Genomic DNA, 18,839 nt, shown 5'->3' with positions numbered 1-18,839 from the left:
TTAAAAATCCTTATTGCGAGATCAGGGTGGACATCACGGCTTTTTGCACGTGAAGGCGATTTTCGGCTTCATTGATGGCGATACATGCAGGAGAATCCATCACTGCATCGGTCGCTTTGACATTGCGTCGCAAAGGCAAGCAATGCGAGAACACGCCACCATTGGTGAGCGCCATTTTGGCCTCATCGACGATGAAGTGTTTGTATTGATCACGAATCGGTTTTTCGTCTTGCCACTGGCCGAAGTAAGGCAAGGCGCCCCAACTTTTCGCGTAGACGACATCCGCACCGGCGTACGCGGATTCGATGTCGTGGCTCACGCTGAGGGCGCCGCCGTTCTCTGCTGAGTTTTGCGCAGCCCAATCCATGTAGCGCGGGTCGAGAATGTAGTCAGGGGTCGGACACAACAAGGTGACATCCATGCCCATGCGCGTTGCAATCGTCAGCGCCGAATTCGCGACGGCCGTATTCAAGGCTTTGGGGTGATACGTCCATGTCAGCACGTACTTTTTCCCGCGTAAATCCTCGGTGCCAAAGTGAGACTGAAGCGCCATCACGTGCGCGAGTTCCTGGCAGGGATGCGTGATCGTTTCCATATTGATGACCGGCACGCCGGCATACGTGGCAAAGCCCTTCAAAATGCGGTCTTCGCGGTCTTGCGCCCAATCGACGAATTTCGGGAACGCACGAACACCAATCAAATCGGCATAGCGACCCAAAACACGCGCGACTTCTGCGATGTGCTCTTCAGCTTCGCCATCCATGACGGTGCCGAAATCGAATTCAATCGGCCACGCGTCTTTGCCCGGCGACAACACGACAGCATGACCGCCCAACTGAAAGGTGCCGAGCTCAAAGCTTGTACGCGTACGCAACGATGGATTGAAGAACACCAGCGCAACGCTTTTGCCTTTCAACGCATCGCCGAGCTTGTTTTGCTTGTAGTTCGCAGCAAGGCGCAGTACAGCGTCGAGTTCAGGACGTGTCCAATCTTGGGTGTTGAGGAAATGCTTCATAGGATTCTTGGCAAACTTGAAAGAAAAAGACGGAAACAAAAAAGCCCAGCTGGATAGCCGGGCTTTTCTAGAGATACAGAAATGCGAGCCGGCGTCAGTCGGGCAAGCGGGTACGGGCGCGCGAGGTCATGCCGCTGGCCATGGCAGCGGAACAAGCAAAGGAATGGAAACTCACGGTACGCATGCGCCTATGATACCGACTTTGCGGCCCAGCTTGTGAACCAACGCCCAAGGTTTCAGCCCAGCAATGCCTGCATCGTGCGCCTGAACCGCCCCGCCACGGCATCGTGATCGACATGCCGCCCCTGCGCCACCCAACGGCGTCCGCGCACGACCACCTCTCGGACGATCGGGACATTGCCTGAGAAGATCCAGCGCTCGGGCACGTTTTCAAGGCTCGCCGCCGCCATGATCGGTGCGTCGCCCGCCAAGATGAGTTGAGCGTCAGGGCTGGACACGCCGGTAGCATTCGGCGCGCTTTGGTAGGTGGCCCTGAGGAGGTTGAGCCCCGTGTGGGCGTTCTGCGCGTCGCTCGCCACATTTCGACGATGGGTGATCAGACGCTGGCCATATTCCAACCAGCGCAATTCTTCGACGGGTGACACTGAAATATGTGAATCAGAACCGACGCCCCAAGCGCCCCCGGCAGCGGCATAGGCACCAAACGGAAACAGGCCATCGCCCAGATTGCCTTCGGTCGTCGTGCAAATTGCGACGGTAGCGCCTGAAGCAGCGACGCGCCCTACTTCCGCTGCGTCCATATGCGTGGCGTGCACGAGTGTCCAGCGTGCGTTGACCTCGTGATGGTCCAACAGCCATGCCACCGGACGCGCACCGCGAATCGCAACGCACTCTTCGACTTCAGGCAATTGCTCAGCAATGTGGATATGGATCGGGCTATCGCCCGGCAAAGCACTGACGACATCGCGGATGGCAGACTCAGGCACGGCGCGAAGGCTATGCAGCGCACACCCAATCTTGACCTGCGCATCTTCGTGCACGCGCAACTGCTGCAGAAGATTCAAATAGTGATCGACGTGATGACCGAATCGACGTTGACGCGTATCCAAGTCACGTCCATCAAAACCGCCTTGCATATATAAGACGGGCAGCAAGGTGATGCCGATGCCTGTTTCACGAGCCGCCTGAATCAAGACTTCGGACATGGCCGCGGCGTTTGGATAGGGCGTGCCATCGGCTTGATGGTGCAAGTAGTGGAACTCGCAGACATGCGTATAGCCCGCCTCGAGCATTTCCACGTACAACTGGCTCGCGACTGCATGCAGGTGCTCTGGGGTGAAACGCTGGGCCAAGCCATACATCACCTCACGCCAAGTCCAGAACGAATCCGCAGGGTCGGTTTGGTGCTCGGCCAGACCGGCCATGGCGCGCTGGAAGGCGTGGGAATGGAGGTTGGCAATGCCGGGAAGCGACCAATCACCGTTTGGCAATGCCTTGACAGGGCTCGGGTATGTCATCATCCGGTCAATTGTGCCGCAGCAAGGGGTGAGTTGCAGAATGGATGGCGTAATCGTTGGCGCAACCTTGGTCACCTTCGCAAATGACGAAGGCTTTGGTCGTATCGAAAACAGCGCGTTGGCGTGGAAAGACGGCCGCATCGTCTATGTGGGGCCGCGAGACGCCTTGCCTGATAGCGCACAATTTGCGGTGCGGCAGATTGAATTCAATGGTCTGATCACGCCCGGCCTAATTGACTGCCATACCCACGCCGTTTTTGCGTCCAATCGTGCTAATGAATTCGAGCTTCGCTTGAAAGGCGCGACGTACGAAGAAGTCGCACGTGCAGGCGGCGGTATCGTCTCTTCCGTCAATGCTGTCCATGCGGCCTCGGAAGAAGAGCTGCTCGAACAGTCTTTGCCACGCGTGTATGACTTGATCGCCGATGGCGTGACGACATTGGAAATCAAATCCGGCTATGGCTTGGATTTGAACAACGAACGCAAGATGTTGCAAGTGGCGCGCAAGATCGCGAAGCAAACGGGTGTTTCCGTTCGCACAACATTTTTAGCTGCGCACGCGCTGCCTGAAGCGTATACCGGGCGCGGAGATGACTACATTGAAGCCGCCATCAGCTGGATGCTCGAACTGCACGCCGAAGGCTTGATTGATGCTGTCGATGCGTTTGTCGAACGTATTGGATTCACCACAGCGCAAGGCGAGCGCATGTTGTCGGCCGCGCGTACCTTGGGTTTACCGGTAAAACTGCACGCAGACCAGCTCAGCGACGGCAATGGCGCGGCATTGGCGGCAAAGTACAACGCCCTTTCTGCAGACCATATCGAACACACGTCTGAAAGCGGTGTTCTCGCCATGAAAGAAGCGGGCACTGTTGCCGTGTTGCTGCCGGGTGCCTTCCACGTATTGCGTGAAACGAAGTTGCCGCCGATCGATCTATTGCGTAAACACAAAGTACCGATGGCCATTGCGACCGATTTGAATCCTGGCACATCGCCCCTGCGTTCACTCAGGCAAGCAATGCAATTGGCATGTACGCACTTCAAGATGACACCTGAAGAAGTGTTGCGGGGTGCGACGGTCAATGCAGCATCGGCGTTGGGCTTGAACGACCGCGGCAGATTGGTCGAGGGGATGCGTGCTGATTTCGCCTGTTGGCGTGCGCATCATCCGGCGGAACTGGCCTATTGGTTGGGCGGACGATTGTGTGCTGCGACGTTTAAAGCGGGCGCTCGATTGACGCCAGAATAAAGTTTGACGCAGACCATCGGGGTTTGCGCGTGGCATCCAATCGTATGATTCAGGACAGCCTGGCCGCCGAAGAATCCCACAAACAAAAACGCCCTGCTGAGCAGGGCGTTCTTACATCAAGAATGTTCGCCGAAATTACTTAGCAGCGGTCTTCTTGGCAACAACTTTCTTGGTTGTCTTGGCAGCAGTTTTCACGACGGGCGCAGCTGCGTCACCGGTGGCCTTCAAGATGCCGCGACCACGTGAATTGCCGTAGCTCGAGTTGTAACGCTTGCCCTTGGTGGTACGACGGTCGCCCTTACCCATGTGAATCCTGCTCCAAATCTAATTAAGTCGTGCCGCGACCAAGACGGCCACTGGCGGAAAGACCTGCAATTCTAACAAATTTCAATGGCTACAGCTGGCGTCGTGCACGTGCCCGTGATTCAGCTTGAGGTTGATGAGGTGCGCCGCGGCGACCAAAGTGCCGCCAACGGCCATCACCGCCGCATGGCGGACGATGTGATCGTGCAAAAGCGGCCACATCAGCGTCAACCAGATCAGAGCCAAGCCCGGCACCATGAAGCCAAGCGCACGTGAGGCGCGATGTCTGCGCCAGCCGAGGTAGACGCTCCCCAGGCCCAGCACGGTCACAAAGGTGGCAATAGACACCTCTAAGCGCGGATCGAACCAGCTGAGCCCCAGTGTCGGCAACAAGGCGATCAAAAGCGGACCCACGGCGCAATGCACCGCACAGAGCAAGGAGCCCGTCGCGCCAATTCGATCAATCCAGGAGTCATTCTGCATTTTGTAATTATATAACAAAATGCCCTGCGCGATGTCAACCGCTACAGGCGGCGCAGATCCCGTGCACTTCCAAGGTTTGGGTCTGCGGGCTGAAACCCAGTGCGCGCGCCTGCCGGTCCAAATTTTCTACGACGGCCTGATCTTCAAGCTCAACGGCCTGATGACAGCGTGTACAGATCAGAAACGGCACGGAGTGCTTTGCTGCGTTCGGATGATGGCAAGCCACAAAGGCGTTCACCGATTCCAATTTGTGAATGAAGCCATTGGCAAGCAAGAAATCCAGCGCACGGTAGACCGTGGGCGGCGCCGCAGCGCCCGGTCCATCGCCATCGCGCACGCGCTCGAGCAGGTCGTAGGCCTTAATCGGATGGGCGACCTCTGCAATAAGCCCCAACACATATGCACGGATTGGGGTGAGCCGCAAACCACGTGCCACACAGGCCCGCTCCACCGCCGCCACAAAATCCTGTGCGCCATGAACGTGCTCTTTTGGATGCGTGCAAGCTAGGTCTGTCATCTTTCAATAGTGGTGGCGAATTGCCGCCGCTTCAAGTCGGGATCTTGTCCAAGGCGGCTTCGATACGTGCCAATGCGCGTGCACGACCGGTCAGGTAGATGGTGTGCGCGATGTCCGGGCTCACCGTGCTCCCCGTCAATGCAACACGCAAGGCGGGTGCCACTTTGCCCATGCCAAGCCCAAGCGCTTCCAAGACCGCATGAAAAGCCGCGGAGATACTTTCGACTTGCCAGTCGTTCAAATCTTTGAGCGCTGCATGCACGGCACTCAAAGGTGCACGCGCTGCTTCCGTGAGTTGTTTGCTCACAGCGGCTTCGTCGAAGGTCACTTCAGCTTGATACCAAGGGGCGGCTTTTTCCGCCATTTCGTTCAAAGTTTGCGAACGTTCACGCAAAGCAACGACAACGTCTGCCGGATCAGGGCCTTGCGTCAAATCGTAGCCGAGGTGTTCTAGATGCCAGACCAAATGGGCCGCCACCGATTCAGGGGTATCGGTCTTCAAATAGTGTTGATTCAACCAACCGAGTTTGGCCATATCGAGACGTGATGCTTTTGCGTTCACGTCTTTCAATTCGAACAAATCGATCATCTCCTGAATCGAGAAGATCTCCTGATCACCGTGCGACCAACCCAAGCGTGCCAAGTAATTCAACAAGGCATGCGGAAGGTATCCGGCATCGCGATACTGCATGACATCTGCCGCGCCCGTGCGCTTGGACAACTTCGCGCCTTCGGGGTCGAGAATCATCGGCAAGTGCGCAAAACGCGGCGGTTCGACGCCTAACGCACGATAGATGTTGATTTGTCGGGGGGTGTTGTTGACGTGGTCATCGCCACGCACCACATCCGTGATGCCCATATCCATGTCGTCGACGACAACCGCGAAGTTATACGTCGGATAGCCGTCGGAACGGAAAATGACCAAGTCATCTAGCTCGGTGTTTTGCCATTCAATGCGACCTTTGACCAGGTCATCAAAGACAACACTGCCGTCCATTGGGTTCTTGAATCGAATGACGCGATTGGGGTCTTCTTTAAAGCCGGCATTCGCATCGCGATAGGCGCCGTTATATCTCGGCTTTTCGTTCTTTTCCAATGCGGTATTGCGCATGGCTTCAAGCTCGTCTTTGCTTTCGTAGGCGTAATACGCCGTGCCCTCTGCCACCATGCGCTGCGCCACTTCTTGGTAGCGCGACAGACGTGCAGTTTGATAGATCGGGCCTTCCTCATAGTCGAGACCCAACCACGCCATGGCCTCCAAAATGGCATCGATCGCTTCCTGCGTGCTGCGCTCGCGATCGGTGTCTTCAATTCGCAGTACAAACGCGCCCTTCGCGTGACGCGAGGCCAGCCAACAGTAGAGCGCAGTGCGGGCACCGCCAATATGGAGGTAGCCGGTGGGGCTGGGCGCGAAGCGGGTGCGAACGGTCATGGACAAAGCTGCTTTCTAGGGAGGCGACCATTTTACCGTCTCTCCGGAACTTGCTCCGACTGCACCCTACAATGAAGGCATGACGACCTTCTTTGTTTCCGATACGCATCTTGAGGATGTCGCCCCTGATAACACCACGCGGTTCGTACGGTATTTGAGCGACGAAGTTCGGGGGGCCAGTGCGCTCTACATTTTGGGCGACCTATTTGAAGCCTGGATTGGCGACGATGACCCGAGCGAATGTGGCGCACGGGCGGCGGAAGCGATCAAAGGTGTCTCAGACAGTGGAACACCCGTTTTCTTTATCCATGGCAATCGGGATTTTCTGCTCGGCCGCGACTACGCCGCGCGCTGCGGCATGCAGCTGTTGCCCGACCCGAGTGTGGTGATGGTCGAAGGCCAACCGCTGCTGATTGGTCATGGCGATTTGCTCTGCACGGACGACGCTGCCTATCAGCAATTTAGGGCCATGACGCGCAACCCCGAGTGGCGCGCGCAATTTCTTGCGCAGCCGCTGGCGGCACGACTCGCATTCGCAGCGCAGGCGCGCGAGGCCAGTAAAGCGCGCTATGGCGAACTCAAAGCGCAAGGCACGCATGAAGTGGTCGGTGATGTATCGAAATCTGCTGTGCGTGAGATGTTTTCGCGCTTTGGTTTAAAGCGAATGATTCACGGACACACCCATCGTCCTGCAGTTCATACCGATGAAGGGGGCGAGCGCATTGTGTTGGGTGATTGGTATGGCGTGGGGACGGTTGCACGGGCAGATGCTGGCGCAGTACAGCTCTACACGCTTAAAACTTGAAAGTCTCTCAGAGCGCTTAAGCGTTTCGCTTGAAATGAAGTTTGCCGGCGTCGCTATTACGGCTAACTCAACCGCGCATTCTTCGGCGCATCGCGAGCACCGCAAACGGCAGTAATACCAACACCGCGGCCGTGACAATTTCCCGCCAGAATCCGCCGCCTAAGCGAATGGCAATCAAAACGGATACTGCGATCCATAGGCCTCGGAGAAATGCATTTGAAATATTTTTGCTCACGACAATTCCTTGCCTATTTCAGTAAAGGTCTCGAACTTCGAGTCCGTCGATCTATCTCAGATTGAAAATATCGCTTTCAGTTCGTCTTCGTCAAACCCCGCTGCCAACCGCGCGGCGCGGTTGTAAGGACCATGCAGCACATTCCGCGCATAGTCTTCAAGCAGTGTCTTGAAGGTTTGCTTTGAATCCACGCCTTCCCGTTCACACCACCAGCGAAACCACTTCGAACCGTGCGCCACATGCGAGACTTCTTCCGCAAGGATGATTTCGAGAATGGCGGTAGTTTCCACATCACCTTGAGCTTTTAGCCGCTCGATCATTCCGGGCGTGACATCTAGTCCGCGGGCCTCCAGAACACGAGGCACCAAAGCCATGCGTGCAAGTCCCGAATGGGCGGTCTTTTCTGCCATTTCCCACAGGCCGTTGTGCGCAGGAAAGTCGCCATAGTCATAGCCAAGCGATTGAAGTCGCGCGCGCAGCATCGTGAAGTGACGTGCTTCGTCGTCTGCGACTTGTATCCAATCGCGATAGTAGTCATCAGGCATGTTGCGGAATCTGTACACCGCATCCCATGCCAAGTCGATGGCGTTGAACTCAATGTGCGCAACCGCGTGGATGAAGGCGGCTTTGCCTTCGTCTGTACCGAAGCCGCGCTTGCGCAAGAACTTTGGTTCGACCAATTCGGGCTTCTCGGGTCTGCCCGGCATTTTGATCGGCAGTGGCTCGCCGCGACCAACAGGACGATGCAGCTCGCCTCGTGCAAACGCCGCCGCGGCTGCACGCGTGAGCGCCGGTTTTGCCTCGACGCCGCCTTCGGAAAGGCAGGCGAATGCGACTTCAAACAGATCGTCTGAGTGCGCTGCTTCCATCCCACTCAAGCGCGACGTTTCGTCTTTGCGTCGTCTGATCGTTGTGATTGGAGCTGTTCGAAGTAGCCCTCGCCCACGCCGGTCACATATTCGCCCGAGAAACAGGAGGTATCGAACTTCATGCCGGGATGTTTCGGACCTGCCACGGCGGACTCGAGATCTTCCAAGTCTTGGTAGATCAGCCAATCACAACCAATCAAGGCTTCGATATCAGCCTCTGTGCGGTCATGTGCAATCAGTTCCGTCGGCGTCGGCATATCGATGCCGTAAATGTTTGGATAGCGCACAGGCGGTGCGGCGGATGCCAGATACACCTTCTTTGCACCTGCATCGCGCGCCATTTGCACGATCTGTTTGCTGGTTGTGCCGCGAACAATCGAGTCGTCGACCAACAGCACCACCCTGCCCCTGAATTCGAGTGGGATCGGATTCAACTTGCGGCGTACAGACTTCGAGCGTTCTTCTTGACCCGGCATGATGAAGGTACGGCCGACGTAACGATTCTTGATGAAGCCTTCGCGATACTTCACGCCGAGCACGTTGGCAATTTCGAGTGCGGCATCACGCGATGTATCGGGAATTGGAATGACTACATCGATGTCATGCTCTGGACGCTCGCGCAGAATTTTTTCACCGAGCGTGACACCCATGCGCATGCGTGCTTTGTGCACGGAGATGTTGTCCATCATCGAATCCGGACGCGCGAAATACACGTACTCGAAGATGCATGGACGCATCGGACCTTGCTCGGCACATTGTTGGTGTAACAAACGGCCATCATTGGTGATGACTACGGCTTCACCAGGTTCGATATCGCGCATGCGTTCGAAGCCAAGAATGTCGAGCGCGACCGATTCCGATGCAACCGCATACTCGAACGCACCTTCGAGTTGGCGACGACCCAAGATGAGCGGGCGAATGGCATTCGGATCCCGGAAGGCCACCAAGCCAAGTCCCATCACCATGCAGACCACCGCGTAACCACCCTTGGCGCGCTTGTTGACGCCTTCGACGGCACGGAACGCAGCCTCCGGTGTCAGAGCAGATTGGGTGCCTAATTCGTGTGCGAACACATTCAACAACACTTCCGAATCTGATTGCGTGTTGACGCTTCGGCGGTCTTGTTCAAAGACTTCCTTGCGCAAGGTTTCCGTATTGATCAAGTTGCCGTTGTGCACCAAAGCGATGCCGTAGGGCGAATTGACGTAAAACGGCTGTGCTTCGTCTGAGCCTTCGCTGCCCGCGGTCGGATAGCGGCAATGCGCAATTCCGATTTGGCCGTGAAGCAAAGACATGGTGCTTTCGTCGAACACATCGCTGACGAGGCCGTTGCCTTTTTCAACACGCAATTGACGGCCATTGCTGGTGGCGATCCCTGCGGCGTCCTGACCCCGGTGCTGCAAGACGGTCAGCCCGTCATACAGACGCGCGGCGACGTCATGGATACCAACAATGCCAACAATTCCGCACATGCGAACTCCGAATCAGGGTTGCGAACGCACGACGCCTGCGACGCCGAGCTTGGATTGTGCAGATGCGCGCAAGGCATCTGCAGATTGACGCGTGGTGGCCGGACCCAACTTCACGCGGGTCAAGACACCTTTGTCTGTTTTGACTGTTTCTGTGGTCGCACTAAAGCCTGCAGCTCGCGCGCGATCACGAAGTTTCTGTGCTTCTTCCGGGTGTGAAAACGCACCGAGCTGAACCACGAATCCGGTACTTGCTGCAGCCGGCTTCTCTACGGGCTTTTCGACGGGCTTCGCTGCAGGCGCATCAACCGCTGCAGTTGCCGTTGGTTGCGGTTGCGGCTTAACCGTTTCGGGCTTGGGCTTGGGCTTCTCCACCGGCACGGCCGCAACGGGTGCTGTGGCAGAGGGCGTCGGTGTTGGTGACGCAGCCGTGGGTTTCGCCGCATCTGCCGAAGTACTCACCGCATTTAAAGCGACGACTTCCGTTTTGACGGCGGCGTTTACACGTGCGGCATCGATGCGTGCGGCTTCAGCCGCTGCTTGCGTCGCGTAGGGGCCGATGCGTACGCGATAGACGGTTTTACCCGCAGCCTTTACGACATCGCTGTAGGCGTTCAGATTCGCCTTTGCCAAAGCGGCGATGACCTTTTGCGCGTCACCCGCGGTCGAGTAATTGCCGAAATTAATGGCATAGTCACCCGCTGCAACCTTGGCAGGCTCAACTTGCGGCTGTGGTTCGGTCGCTTCCGCTTCATCAAAGCCCACTGCACCGCTTGCCGGCAACGTACCCGGTTCGCCCAGCGGCAATTCCTGCACGTTGGTTTGCGGTTGTGTCGAAGCTTTCGGGATATCGAGCGGTACGTCGCGCACGCCACTGTCGGGTGCGGGGCCTGTCACCAGCATAGGTAAGAAAATGACGGCAATCGCAATCAGCACTGCGGCGCCCCAAAGGCGCTGGGTGGTAGCTCGATCCATGCGTAGTCGACCGGTATCTGGAAGCCCGTGAATTATACGCCTGCGGTGCCTCTCTCGCCCTCAATAGCACCCAGATGCGTGAACGCTTCTGCAACGGTGTGGAACGACCCAAGCACGACCACCCGATCCCCAGGCGACGATGCGGCGATGGCCGCTTCCATTGCATGCGCGACCGAATCGAAGACATCGCGCGCCGCCATGCGCGCGGGCATGAGGGACGCAAGTGTCGCGCCCGTTTGACCCCGCGCACCGGTGAGCCCCGCGAGATACCAATGCGTGATGTCGGCGTTGAGTGCGTCAAACACTGAGGCCGCATCTTTGTCTGCCAACATCGCTAAGACCGCACGCGTTTCATGCGCCGTCTTGCTGGATGACAACCAGTGCGACAAGGCTTTTGCCGCCTGCGCATTGTGCGCAACATCCAGATAGACGCCGATGTCAGCGACGCGACGATGTTGCAGTCGGCCGGCAACATGTGCGTCGCGCACACCTTCTGCAAAGGCCGTATTAGAGATGTCCAGTGAGGAGGCTTTCAAGGCTGCAATCGCCATCGCCGCATTTCGCAACTGCACAGGCGCAATCATGCCCGGCAAAGGCAACTCGAGCGCGTCACCTAGGCTTCGCCAATGCCACGCGTTCTCAGCGTGTCTACCAAAGAAGAAATCACAGTTGATGCGAATGGCGGAAGCGCCCAGCGCATAGGCGCGACGCAACACACTGCTCGGCGGATCATCATCACCGATGACGACGGGTTTACCCGCGCGTGCGATCTCGATTTTTTCTGCGCCGATCGCCTCACGATCATTTCCCAACCAATCGGTGTGATCAATGTCGACGGTCGTCACGATCGCAACGTCTGCGTCGACGATATTCACCGCGTCCAAGCGTCCACCCAAGCCCACTTCGAGTACGGCAACATCCAATGCCGACTGTTCGAAAATGAGCAAGGCAGCCAAGGTGGTGAACTCGAAGTACGTGAGCAACGTGCCTTCGCGAGCAGCGTCAATGCGCTCAAAAGCGGCGACCAAGGTCGAATCATCCACCACTTGGCCATTGATGCAGATGCGTTCGTTGAACGTTTGAATGTGTGGCGATGTGTAGGCGCCAACACTCAAACCTTCTGCGCGCGCAATGGACTCGATAAACGCAACCGTCGAGCCTTTTCCGTTCGTGCCCGCAACCGTGAATACACACGACGCAGGCGGCCCGATTCCGAGCCGCCCTGCCACTTCATTGACCCGCGCAAGCCCGAGCTCGATGGTCGCGGGATGCATGGCTTCGATTTTTCGAAGCCATGCGGCGAGTACAGATTCGTTCAAGGTTTAGCGACGCCCATTTCCTTCAACAAACGCGGCGCCGGATAGACCTCTTGCATGATCCAACGCATATAGCGTTGGTCGACCGAGATCATGCGCGTCATTACCGGATCAAAGACCCAGTTCGAAGCGACCGATTCCCAATTGCCATCGAATGCAAGGCCCACCAACTTTCCGTTCGCATCTAAAACTGGCGAACCCGAGTTACCGCCCGTGATGTCGAGATCCGACAAGAAATTGACCGGCACGGTGCCGAGCTTCTTGTCTTCCATACCACCGTACTTCTTGGCGGAAATGGCGGACAACAACTCAGGTGGCGCATTGAAGGGTTCTTCCTTGGTCGCCTTGGCTGCGACTTCTTCCAAACGCGTGAACGGTGTTTGCACCTTGCCATCCAGCTTGGTGTAACCGCGCACCTTGCCGAAGGTCAGACGCAAGGTCGAGTTCGCATCCGGGTAAACACCTTGCTTCTTCGAACGCTTGTAGTCGGCCACCGCTTTCAAATACAACGGACGGCTCACCATCATTTCACCGGCGCGTACTTTGCGTTCGTCTTCCACTTGAAGCACCGTCGGCATCATGGCAACGGCATAGCGAATCGCCGGATCTTTGCTCGATTCAAACGCCTTGCGGTCAGCCTTCAGCCACTTCAAGCGCGCAGATTCTTTCGACAGCTCGCTCTTGTGCATGCCCTTGACCGCTGCGTCGACGTCTTTGGCCGTATTGCCACCCACCCATGCATCAACCGTTGCAATCCGTTGCGATGCATCGAGCGCGACGTACTTGTTCAACCAATAGCTTTGAATGGCGCTGTCCATGCTGGCTTCGTATCGACGGTCCATTTGCTTTAGACCTGCTTCAATATTTGGATAGTCGCGGTCTTGATAGCCCTTATCCCGTTCCGAATTCGGCTTCTCGCGCTCGATCGAGGCACGGTACAACTGCATCGCGACGCCACCCAAGGCACCGCCCAGGTTGTTCATGACCAAATCGCGTTCACGCGTTTTGCGGCCTTCCGCGTTGAGTGCAACGACGTGCTCATGCGCAGCCAGTGCTGCTTGACCCGACTTGCCGTTCTTCTTCAACCACGCCAAAACAGCGGCTTCTTCGGCTTGCTTAGTGGCCAATGCATTGGTGCGTTTGAAGCCCGCGATCTGACCTTCGAAGTTCTTCATCGTGTTTTCCCAACCCCGAACGGTGTTGGCGTACTTCACTTGAACGTCTGGATTCTTCTTGCCGGCAGACAGCACGAGACGGGTCAGATCTTTGTAGTTCTGCACAACGCTCGGGTAGACCCAATCCTGTGTGCTTTGGAACTCGTCAACCAAGGCATAGCGGTTGGTTGAACCGGGGTAACCCGCCACCATGACGAAATCGCCTGCTTCCAGTGGCTTGTCTGCAAACTTCAACCAGTGCTTCGGTTTGTAGGGGACGTTGTCTTTGCTGTATGCAGCAGGCTTACCGTCACGGCCCACATAGGCGCGAATGAACGAGAAGTCACCGGTATGACGCGGCCACATCCAGTTGTCAATTTCGCCACCGTAATTGCCGATCGAACCCGGAGGTGCGTACACGAGGCGCACGTCTTTGATTTCGATGGCACGGAACAAGCGGTAGGTATTGCCGCCAAAGAAGCTAGATACGCTGCAGCGATAACCACCGGGTGCTTCGCACTTGGAAATGAGTTCTTTCTCGAACTTCTCAACGGCACGTGTGCGGTCTGCGGGTGCACTTGCTGAGTCGATCGCCGCTTTGAACTTGGCGGTGACGTCATCGATTTGCTCAAGAACGAAGATGCGACTGCCGGGACCGGCCGACAATTCATCGCCCATGTTTGCTGCGTTGAAGCCTTTGGCAATCAGATTATTCTCTGCCGTCGAGTTCAACTGAATCGCGCCGTACGCGCAGTGGTGATTGGTTGCAACCAAGCCGTCCGGAGAGACAAAGCTGGCCGTACAACCGCCGAGCGACACAATGGCGCCCAAGGGATCACCGGTCAGATTGGCCAATTGTTTCGGATCCAATTTAAGACCGGCCTTCTTCAACTGCGCCGAAATTTCGGGCAGTTGTTGCGGCACCCACATGCCTTCGCCTGCAATGGCCCCAGAAGTTGCCGTCAAAGCCATGGCCATCACGGTCCATTTCAAACTGATTTTCATTGCCATCTCCACTTATTCCGCAGGTACGTTCAATTCTTTCAAGAGCCAGGGCGCTGGATAGACCTTGGCCATCAACCAACGCATGTAACGCAAATCAACGTGGATCGCGCGCTTGTAGCGCGGATCGTACATCCAACTTGCACTGACCGCTTCCCAGTTGCTGTCGAAGTTCAACCCGATCAATTTTCCGTCTGCGTCCATTACCGGCGAACCCGAGTTGCCACCCGTGGTATCGAGGTTGGTCATGAAGTTCACACTTTGCGAGTTCAAGCTCGGATCGCGCGTGCTGCCGAAATCACCCTTGCTAATGGCCTTACGCAGTGCTTCAGGTGCATCAAAGGGTGCAACGCCCGTGTGCTTTTCCTTAATGCCTTGCACGGTGGTGACCGGCGTATATTCCATGCCATCACGCACATGCATACCGGAAACCTTTCCGTAACTCACACGCAAAGTGCTGTTGGCATCCGGATACATGGCGCGTCCTTGGCTCTTTCTAAATTCTGCCAATGTGCGCATGTAGGCAGGACGCAAACGCAAAAGCTCGCCATCACGTTCTTTGGCCGCTTGCTCATTCTTCAGAATGGCTGGCATCAAGGTACGTGCAGCAACGAGCAAAGCGTCGTTGGAACCGGACACTTCTGCTGACGGCGCTTTCATCAAACGAAGACGTTCGGCTTCTTGATCCAAATGCGAGCTTCCGTACATCGCGTTCAAAGCGCGGGAAGCCGCTTCGCTATTCGCGCCGTACACCGCGTCAATCTCTGCAATTCGCTGTCCGGCCGGCAACGCGTAATAGCGTTTCAGCAAGTCAGTCATGATCGCTTTCTCGACAGCCACGTCGTAGCGACGTTGCACCTGCTTAAGCGTGCCCTCGATCAGTGCTTCGTCGCGGACTTGATAGCCACTTTCACGTTCTGCATCGGGCTTTTGCTTTTCGATCGCATAGCGCTGCAACTGGATCGCCGCACGCAGAAGTTGCGTTTGCGAACGCATCATCATGAACAGTTGATCGGCGTCGCGCGTTGCACGACCATCGGCCAACAGCTTTTCGACAGCCGAAATATCACGCAGGGTGTCTTGAGAACCCGGCTGTTTTTTCAGCCAAGCGAGCATGGCCTGTTCGTCTTCCTTGCGAACGACGTCCGCCTTGCTGCGCGTCATCCCTTCCAACTCGCCTTGCGCACGCTTCAGCGTGTTCTTCGCGCTCTGCGTTTGTGCCGCGTACTTCACGGCTGCGTCCGAACCAATAGGTGCAGCCGCTGCGATGTCTTTCAAGATGCTGCCATAGAGATCGACGCGCGTCGGCAACTGCCAACGCATTTGGTCGGCAAACTCACCGGCCGTGCGATTGCGATAAGTCGTCCCCGGGTAGCCGGCCAACATGGCGTAGTCGCCGTCTTTGATCGGTGTCGTGCTGATTTGCAGGAATGCCGGCGGGCTATAGGGCACGTTGTCTTTGCTGTACGCCGCGGGTTTACCGTCCTTGCCCACATAGGCACGCAATACAGTGAAGTCACCGCTGTGGCGCGGCCACATGAAGTTATCGACTTCGTCGCCATAGTTACCGATCGATTCGGGGGGCGCGTACACCAAGCGAATGTCTTTCAGTTCCAATTGCTTGATCAGATAGAAGTCACTGCCGTAGTGCATATTCACAACACTGCAACGATAGCCCGCGTCTTGCTCACACGCTTTGACTTCTGCTTTGCTGGCCAAGTTGATTGCGTCGTAATACGCGCGACCTGTCTTACCTGTGGTCGACTTCAAAATACGATCTGTAATGCGATCAAACCCTGTTGTCACCAACACGCGGTAGTCCGGATTGGCCGGCAGCTCTGCCGCGCGATTCGCCGCCACAAAACCGTTCTTGATCAAATTGCGCTCATTCGAGCTGTTGTATTGGATGACCCCGAATGCCACGTGGTGATTGGTCAGCACCAAACCGTCTTTGGACACAAATGCGCCCGTGGCGCCGCCCACCTTGGCAACCGCAGACAAGGGTGCCTTGGTGACATCCGCCAGCGCATTGACATCACCTTTGTAGCCCGCAGCCTTGATTTGCGCCTTGATAGTCGGCAATTGAGATGGCAACCACATGCCTTCATCAGACCAAGCCGCCGGAGCGACGACCATGCCGGCGATGACGCCCGCCAAGATTTTCTTGCGCATGTTCACATTCCTCTACCAATGACCGCCCATTACATCATGTGCCAAGCGCTATTTCTTGGGCCTGCGTCAAGCTCCGGCGTTAAAATGGGGAGAGATATCCATTGGGAGCCGTTGCATGTCGCAAATGATGAAAGCATTGGTCAAGAAAGAAGCCGGAAAAGGGATTTGGATGGCGGAAGTGGCCGTGCCTACGCCCGGCCCGAATGAAGTATTGATCAAACTCGAAAAGACCGCGATTTGCGGAACCGACCTGCATATCTACCTGTGGGATGAATGGAGTCAGCGCACGATCAAGCCGGGGCTTGTGATCGGTCATGAATTCGTGGGTCGAATTGTCGAGCTCGGCGCAGGTGTCACCGGCTATGAGATCGGACAACGCGTCAGCGCCGAAGGTCATATCGTGTGTGGCCATTGCCGCAACTGTCGCGCCGGCCGCCAACACTTGTGTCCCAATACCGTGGGTATTGGCGTGAATCGCAATGGCGCATTCGCCGAATACATCGTGATGCCCGCCACCAACCTCTGGCCGATTCCGGATCAAATTCCCAGCGAACTCGCTGCGTTCTTCGATCCATACGGAAACGCCGCACATTGCGCACTTGAATTCGACGTTGTTGGCGAAGACGTGTTGATCACCGGTGCAGGCCCGATTGGCATTATTGCCGCGGGTATTTGCAAACACATCGGTGCGCGCAATGTGGTTGTGACCGACGTGAATGACTATCGATTGAAGCTTGCCGCAGACATGGGCGCGACGCGCGTTGTCAACGTGGCCAACTCATCGTTGAAAGACGTCATGGCGGATCTGCACATGGAGGGCTTCGACGTCGGCCTTGAAATGAGCGGCAATCCGCGCGCCTTCGGTGACATGCTCGATTGCATGTATCACGGTGGCAAGATCGCCATGCTCGGCATCATGCCAAATGGTGCGGGCATTGAGTGGGACAAGGTGATTTTCAAAGGCCTGACCTTGCATGGCATCTACGGCCGAAAGATGTATGAAACCTGGTACAAGATGACCCAATTGGTTTTGTCGGGTTTCCCACTCAGCAAAGTGTTGACACACCAGTTGCCGATCGACGAATTCCAAAAAGGTTTTGACCTCATGGAAAGCGGTAAGTCGGGCAAAGTTGTACTGAGCTGGAATTAACTCCGATACCGCGAAGGACTACAGATGTCATTGACCGAACGCTACACACATACGCTGGACGAAATTCGCGACGCGGGCTTATTCAAGTCGGAACGCATCATCGCCAGCCCGCAATCCGCCGAAATTGAACTGGAAGATGGTCGCAAGGTGCTGAACTTCTGCGCCAACAACTATCTTGGCTTGGCCGACCACCCCGACATCATCCAAGTGGCCAAAGACGCGTTGGACAGCCACGGCTTCGGGATGGCTTCTGTGCGGTTCATCTGTGGCACGCAAGACTTGCACAAAGCGCTGGAAGCCAAGATCGCGGAATTTTTTGGCACCGAGGATACGATTCTGTACGCGGCGTGCTTCGATGCAAATGGCGGTCTTTTTGAACCACTGCTGGACGAGAACGACGCCATCATTTCCGATGCGCTCAACCACGCCTCAATTATTGATGGCGTGCGTTTGTGCAAGGCAAAGCGCTACCGTTACGCAAACTGCGATATGGCGGATCTCGAAGCGCAGTTGAAGCAAGCCAAGGCCGATGGCGCGCGCACGATCATGATCACGACAGATGGCGTGTTCTCGATGGACGGCTTCATCGCGCCACTGGATGAAATCACCACACTCGCGCAAAAGTACGGCGCTTTGGTGCACATCGACGAATGCCATGCCACGGGCTTCTTGGGCGCCACCGGCCGCGGCGCTGCGGAAGTCAAAGGTGTGATGGACAAGATCGATATCTTCACGGGTACGTTGGGGAAAGCGATGGGCGGCGCGCTCGGCGGATTCACCACCGCGAAGCGTGAAGTCATCGAGCTGCTGCGTCAGCGTTCACGTCCCTACTTGTTTTCGAACTCCTTGCCGCCGCACGTCGTTGCCGCAGGCATCAAAGCGTTCGACATGCTCGCCTCTGCGGGTGTGCTGCGCGAACAATTGACTGAAAACACGAAGTACTTTCGTGAGCAAATGACCGCGCGTGGTTTTGAGATTCGCCTAGGCGTGCATCCGATCAGCCCTGTGATGCTGCACGATGCGCCCTTGGCGCAAAAGTTTGCCGCGCGACTGCTTGAAGAAGGCATCTATGCGATTGGTTTCTTCTTTCCTGTTGTGCCCAAGGGTCAAGCGCGTATTCGCACGCAAATGAGTGCCGCTCACACCCGCGAACATTTGGATCGCGCGATCGATGCGTTCACGCGTATCGGCAAAGAACTCGGCGTAATCCAGTAA

16 protein-coding genes are annotated in these 18,839 nt (G+C 56.4%); 4 read left to right on the top strand and 12 right to left on the bottom strand.

Annotated elements, in window-relative coordinates; genetic code table 11:
- Window positions 1-10: 10 nt before the first annotated feature.
- Together G7069_RS07010 and G7069_RS07005 are read right to left on the bottom strand one after the other, a co-directional pair.
- The gene (locus G7069_RS07010) at window positions 11-1,015 is read right to left on the bottom strand and encodes an N-acetylornithine carbamoyltransferase (RefSeq protein WP_166295677.1); all 1,005 of its coding nucleotides are present in this window, start codon (window positions 1,013-1,015) and stop codon (window positions 11-13) included.
- A gap of 236 nt (window positions 1,016-1,251) precedes the next feature.
- Window positions 1,252-2,496 carry a formimidoylglutamate deiminase gene (locus G7069_RS07005; RefSeq protein WP_240912503.1) on the bottom strand — a complete coding sequence of 415 codons (1,245 nt, stop codon included), beginning with the start codon at window positions 2,494-2,496 and terminating at the stop codon, window positions 1,252-1,254.
- Between the two features lie 37 nt (window positions 2,497-2,533).
- On the opposite strand from G7069_RS07005, the gene hutI reads away from it, so the two are divergent.
- A complete protein-coding gene (gene hutI, locus G7069_RS07000) occupies window positions 2,534-3,742 on the top strand; it encodes an imidazolonepropionase (RefSeq protein ID WP_166295674.1) in 1,209 nt (402 codons plus the stop codon).
- Between the two features lie 135 nt (window positions 3,743-3,877).
- Here the strand turns inward: hutI and G7069_RS06995 are convergent, their stop codons facing one another.
- The 4 genes from G7069_RS06995 to gltX form a co-directional block, all read right to left on the bottom strand.
- Window positions 3,878-4,048 (bottom strand): 30S ribosomal protein THX, encoded by a 171-nt coding sequence (locus G7069_RS06995; protein WP_166295671.1) that lies wholly within the window; start codon window positions 4,046-4,048, stop codon window positions 3,878-3,880.
- A gap of 81 nt (window positions 4,049-4,129) precedes the next feature.
- Window positions 4,130-4,528: a MerC domain-containing protein gene (locus G7069_RS06990; RefSeq protein ID WP_166295668.1), complete on the bottom strand. Its 399-nt coding sequence runs from the start codon at window positions 4,526-4,528 to the stop codon at window positions 4,130-4,132.
- Between the two features lie 34 nt (window positions 4,529-4,562).
- A complete protein-coding gene (locus tag G7069_RS06985; protein ID WP_166295665.1) occupies window positions 4,563-5,045 on the bottom strand; it encodes a transcriptional repressor in 483 nt (160 codons plus the stop codon).
- 31 nt (window positions 5,046-5,076) lie between these two features.
- A complete protein-coding gene (gltX, locus tag G7069_RS06980; RefSeq protein WP_166295663.1) occupies window positions 5,077-6,477 on the bottom strand; it encodes a glutamate--tRNA ligase in 1,401 nt (466 codons plus the stop codon).
- Between the two features lie 79 nt (window positions 6,478-6,556).
- On the opposite strand from gltX, the gene G7069_RS06975 reads away from it, so the two are divergent.
- A complete protein-coding gene (locus G7069_RS06975) occupies window positions 6,557-7,282 on the top strand; it encodes a UDP-2,3-diacylglucosamine diphosphatase (protein WP_166295660.1) in 726 nt (241 codons plus the stop codon).
- Window positions 7,283-7,573: 291 nt separating this feature from the next.
- Here the strand turns inward: G7069_RS06975 and G7069_RS06965 are convergent, their stop codons facing one another.
- The 6 genes from G7069_RS06965 to G7069_RS06940 are packed head-to-tail and all read right to left on the bottom strand — an operon-like array spanning window position 7,574 to window position 16,474.
- Window positions 7,574-8,386 (bottom strand): ferritin-like domain-containing protein, encoded by an 813-nt coding sequence (locus G7069_RS06965; protein ID WP_166295654.1) that lies wholly within the window; start codon window positions 8,384-8,386, stop codon window positions 7,574-7,576.
- 5 nt (window positions 8,387-8,391) lie between these two features.
- Complete coding sequence (purF, locus tag G7069_RS06960) at window positions 8,392-9,858, bottom strand: amidophosphoribosyltransferase (protein WP_166295651.1); 1,467 nt, start codon at window positions 9,856-9,858, stop codon at window positions 8,392-8,394.
- A gap of 12 nt (window positions 9,859-9,870) precedes the next feature.
- Window positions 9,871-10,830 carry an SPOR domain-containing protein gene (locus G7069_RS06955; RefSeq protein WP_166295648.1) on the bottom strand — a complete coding sequence of 320 codons (960 nt, stop codon included), beginning with the start codon at window positions 10,828-10,830 and terminating at the stop codon, window positions 9,871-9,873.
- Between the two features lie 32 nt (window positions 10,831-10,862).
- Window positions 10,863-12,149, bottom strand: a complete 1,287-nt coding sequence (gene folC / locus G7069_RS06950) for a bifunctional tetrahydrofolate synthase/dihydrofolate synthase (RefSeq protein WP_166295645.1) — start codon at window positions 12,147-12,149, stop codon at window positions 10,863-10,865.
- On the bottom strand, window positions 12,146-14,305 hold the full coding sequence (locus G7069_RS06945) for a S46 family peptidase (RefSeq protein WP_166295643.1): 2,160 nt from the start codon (window positions 14,303-14,305) through the stop codon (window positions 12,146-12,148). The genes folC and G7069_RS06945 overlap by 4 nt, the downstream gene beginning before the upstream one ends.
- Before the next feature lie 12 nt (window positions 14,306-14,317).
- A complete protein-coding gene (locus tag G7069_RS06940; protein ID WP_240912502.1) occupies window positions 14,318-16,474 on the bottom strand; it encodes a S46 family peptidase in 2,157 nt (718 codons plus the stop codon).
- A 115-nt stretch (window positions 16,475-16,589) separates the two neighbouring features.
- On the opposite strand from G7069_RS06940, the gene tdh reads away from it, so the two are divergent.
- Entirely contained in the window at window positions 16,590-17,624 is a 1,035-nt protein-coding gene (tdh, locus tag G7069_RS06935; protein ID WP_205758701.1) for an L-threonine 3-dehydrogenase, read from the top strand.
- 24 nt (window positions 17,625-17,648) lie between these two features.
- A complete protein-coding gene (kbl, locus tag G7069_RS06930; RefSeq protein ID WP_166295640.1) occupies window positions 17,649-18,839 on the top strand; it encodes a glycine C-acetyltransferase in 1,191 nt (396 codons plus the stop codon).

Origin of the sequence: Lysobacter sp. HDW10 (assembly GCF_011300685.1) — a bacterium.
Classification (GTDB): domain Bacteria; phylum Pseudomonadota; class Gammaproteobacteria; order Xanthomonadales; family Xanthomonadaceae; genus Solilutibacter.
Note: the sequence above shows the minus strand (reverse complement) of the source record. Positions and strands in the feature narration are given on the sequence as shown.

Excerpts from the sequence above, each read along its gene's own strand:
- G7069_RS07010 (WP_166295677.1), bottom strand. The coding sequence starts at position 1,015 with ATGAAGCATTTCCTCAACACCCAAGATTGGACACGTCCTGAACTCGAC.
- G7069_RS07005 (WP_240912503.1), bottom strand. The coding sequence starts at position 2,496 with ATGATGACATACCCGAGCCCTGTCAAGGCATTGCCAAACGGTGATTGG.
- hutI (WP_166295674.1), top strand. The coding sequence starts at position 2,534 with ATGGATGGCGTAATCGTTGGCGCAACCTTGGTCACCTTCGCAAATGAC.
- G7069_RS06995 (WP_166295671.1), bottom strand. The coding sequence starts at position 4,048 with ATGGGTAAGGGCGACCGTCGTACCACCAAGGGCAAGCGTTACAACTCG.
- G7069_RS06990 (WP_166295668.1), bottom strand. The coding sequence starts at position 4,528 with ATGCAGAATGACTCCTGGATTGATCGAATTGGCGCGACGGGCTCCTTG.
- G7069_RS06985 (WP_166295665.1), bottom strand. The coding sequence starts at position 5,045 with ATGACAGACCTAGCTTGCACGCATCCAAAAGAGCACGTTCATGGCGCA.
- gltX (WP_166295663.1), bottom strand. The coding sequence starts at position 6,477 with ATGACCGTTCGCACCCGCTTCGCGCCCAGCCCCACCGGCTACCTCCAT.
- G7069_RS06975 (WP_166295660.1), top strand. The coding sequence starts at position 6,557 with ATGACGACCTTCTTTGTTTCCGATACGCATCTTGAGGATGTCGCCCCT.
- G7069_RS06965 (WP_166295654.1), bottom strand. The coding sequence starts at position 8,386 with ATGGAAGCAGCGCACTCAGACGATCTGTTTGAAGTCGCATTCGCCTGC.
- purF (WP_166295651.1), bottom strand. The coding sequence starts at position 9,858 with ATGTGCGGAATTGTTGGCATTGTTGGTATCCATGACGTCGCCGCGCGT.
- G7069_RS06955 (WP_166295648.1), bottom strand. The coding sequence starts at position 10,830 with ATGGATCGAGCTACCACCCAGCGCCTTTGGGGCGCCGCAGTGCTGATT.
- G7069_RS06945 (WP_166295643.1), bottom strand. The coding sequence starts at position 14,305 with ATGAAAATCAGTTTGAAATGGACCGTGATGGCCATGGCTTTGACGGCA.
- G7069_RS06940 (WP_240912502.1), bottom strand. The coding sequence starts at position 16,474 with ATGCGCAAGAAAATCTTGGCGGGCGTCATCGCCGGCATGGTCGTCGCT.
- tdh (WP_205758701.1), top strand. The coding sequence starts at position 16,590 with ATGTCGCAAATGATGAAAGCATTGGTCAAGAAAGAAGCCGGAAAAGGG.
- kbl (WP_166295640.1), top strand. The coding sequence starts at position 17,649 with ATGTCATTGACCGAACGCTACACACATACGCTGGACGAAATTCGCGAC.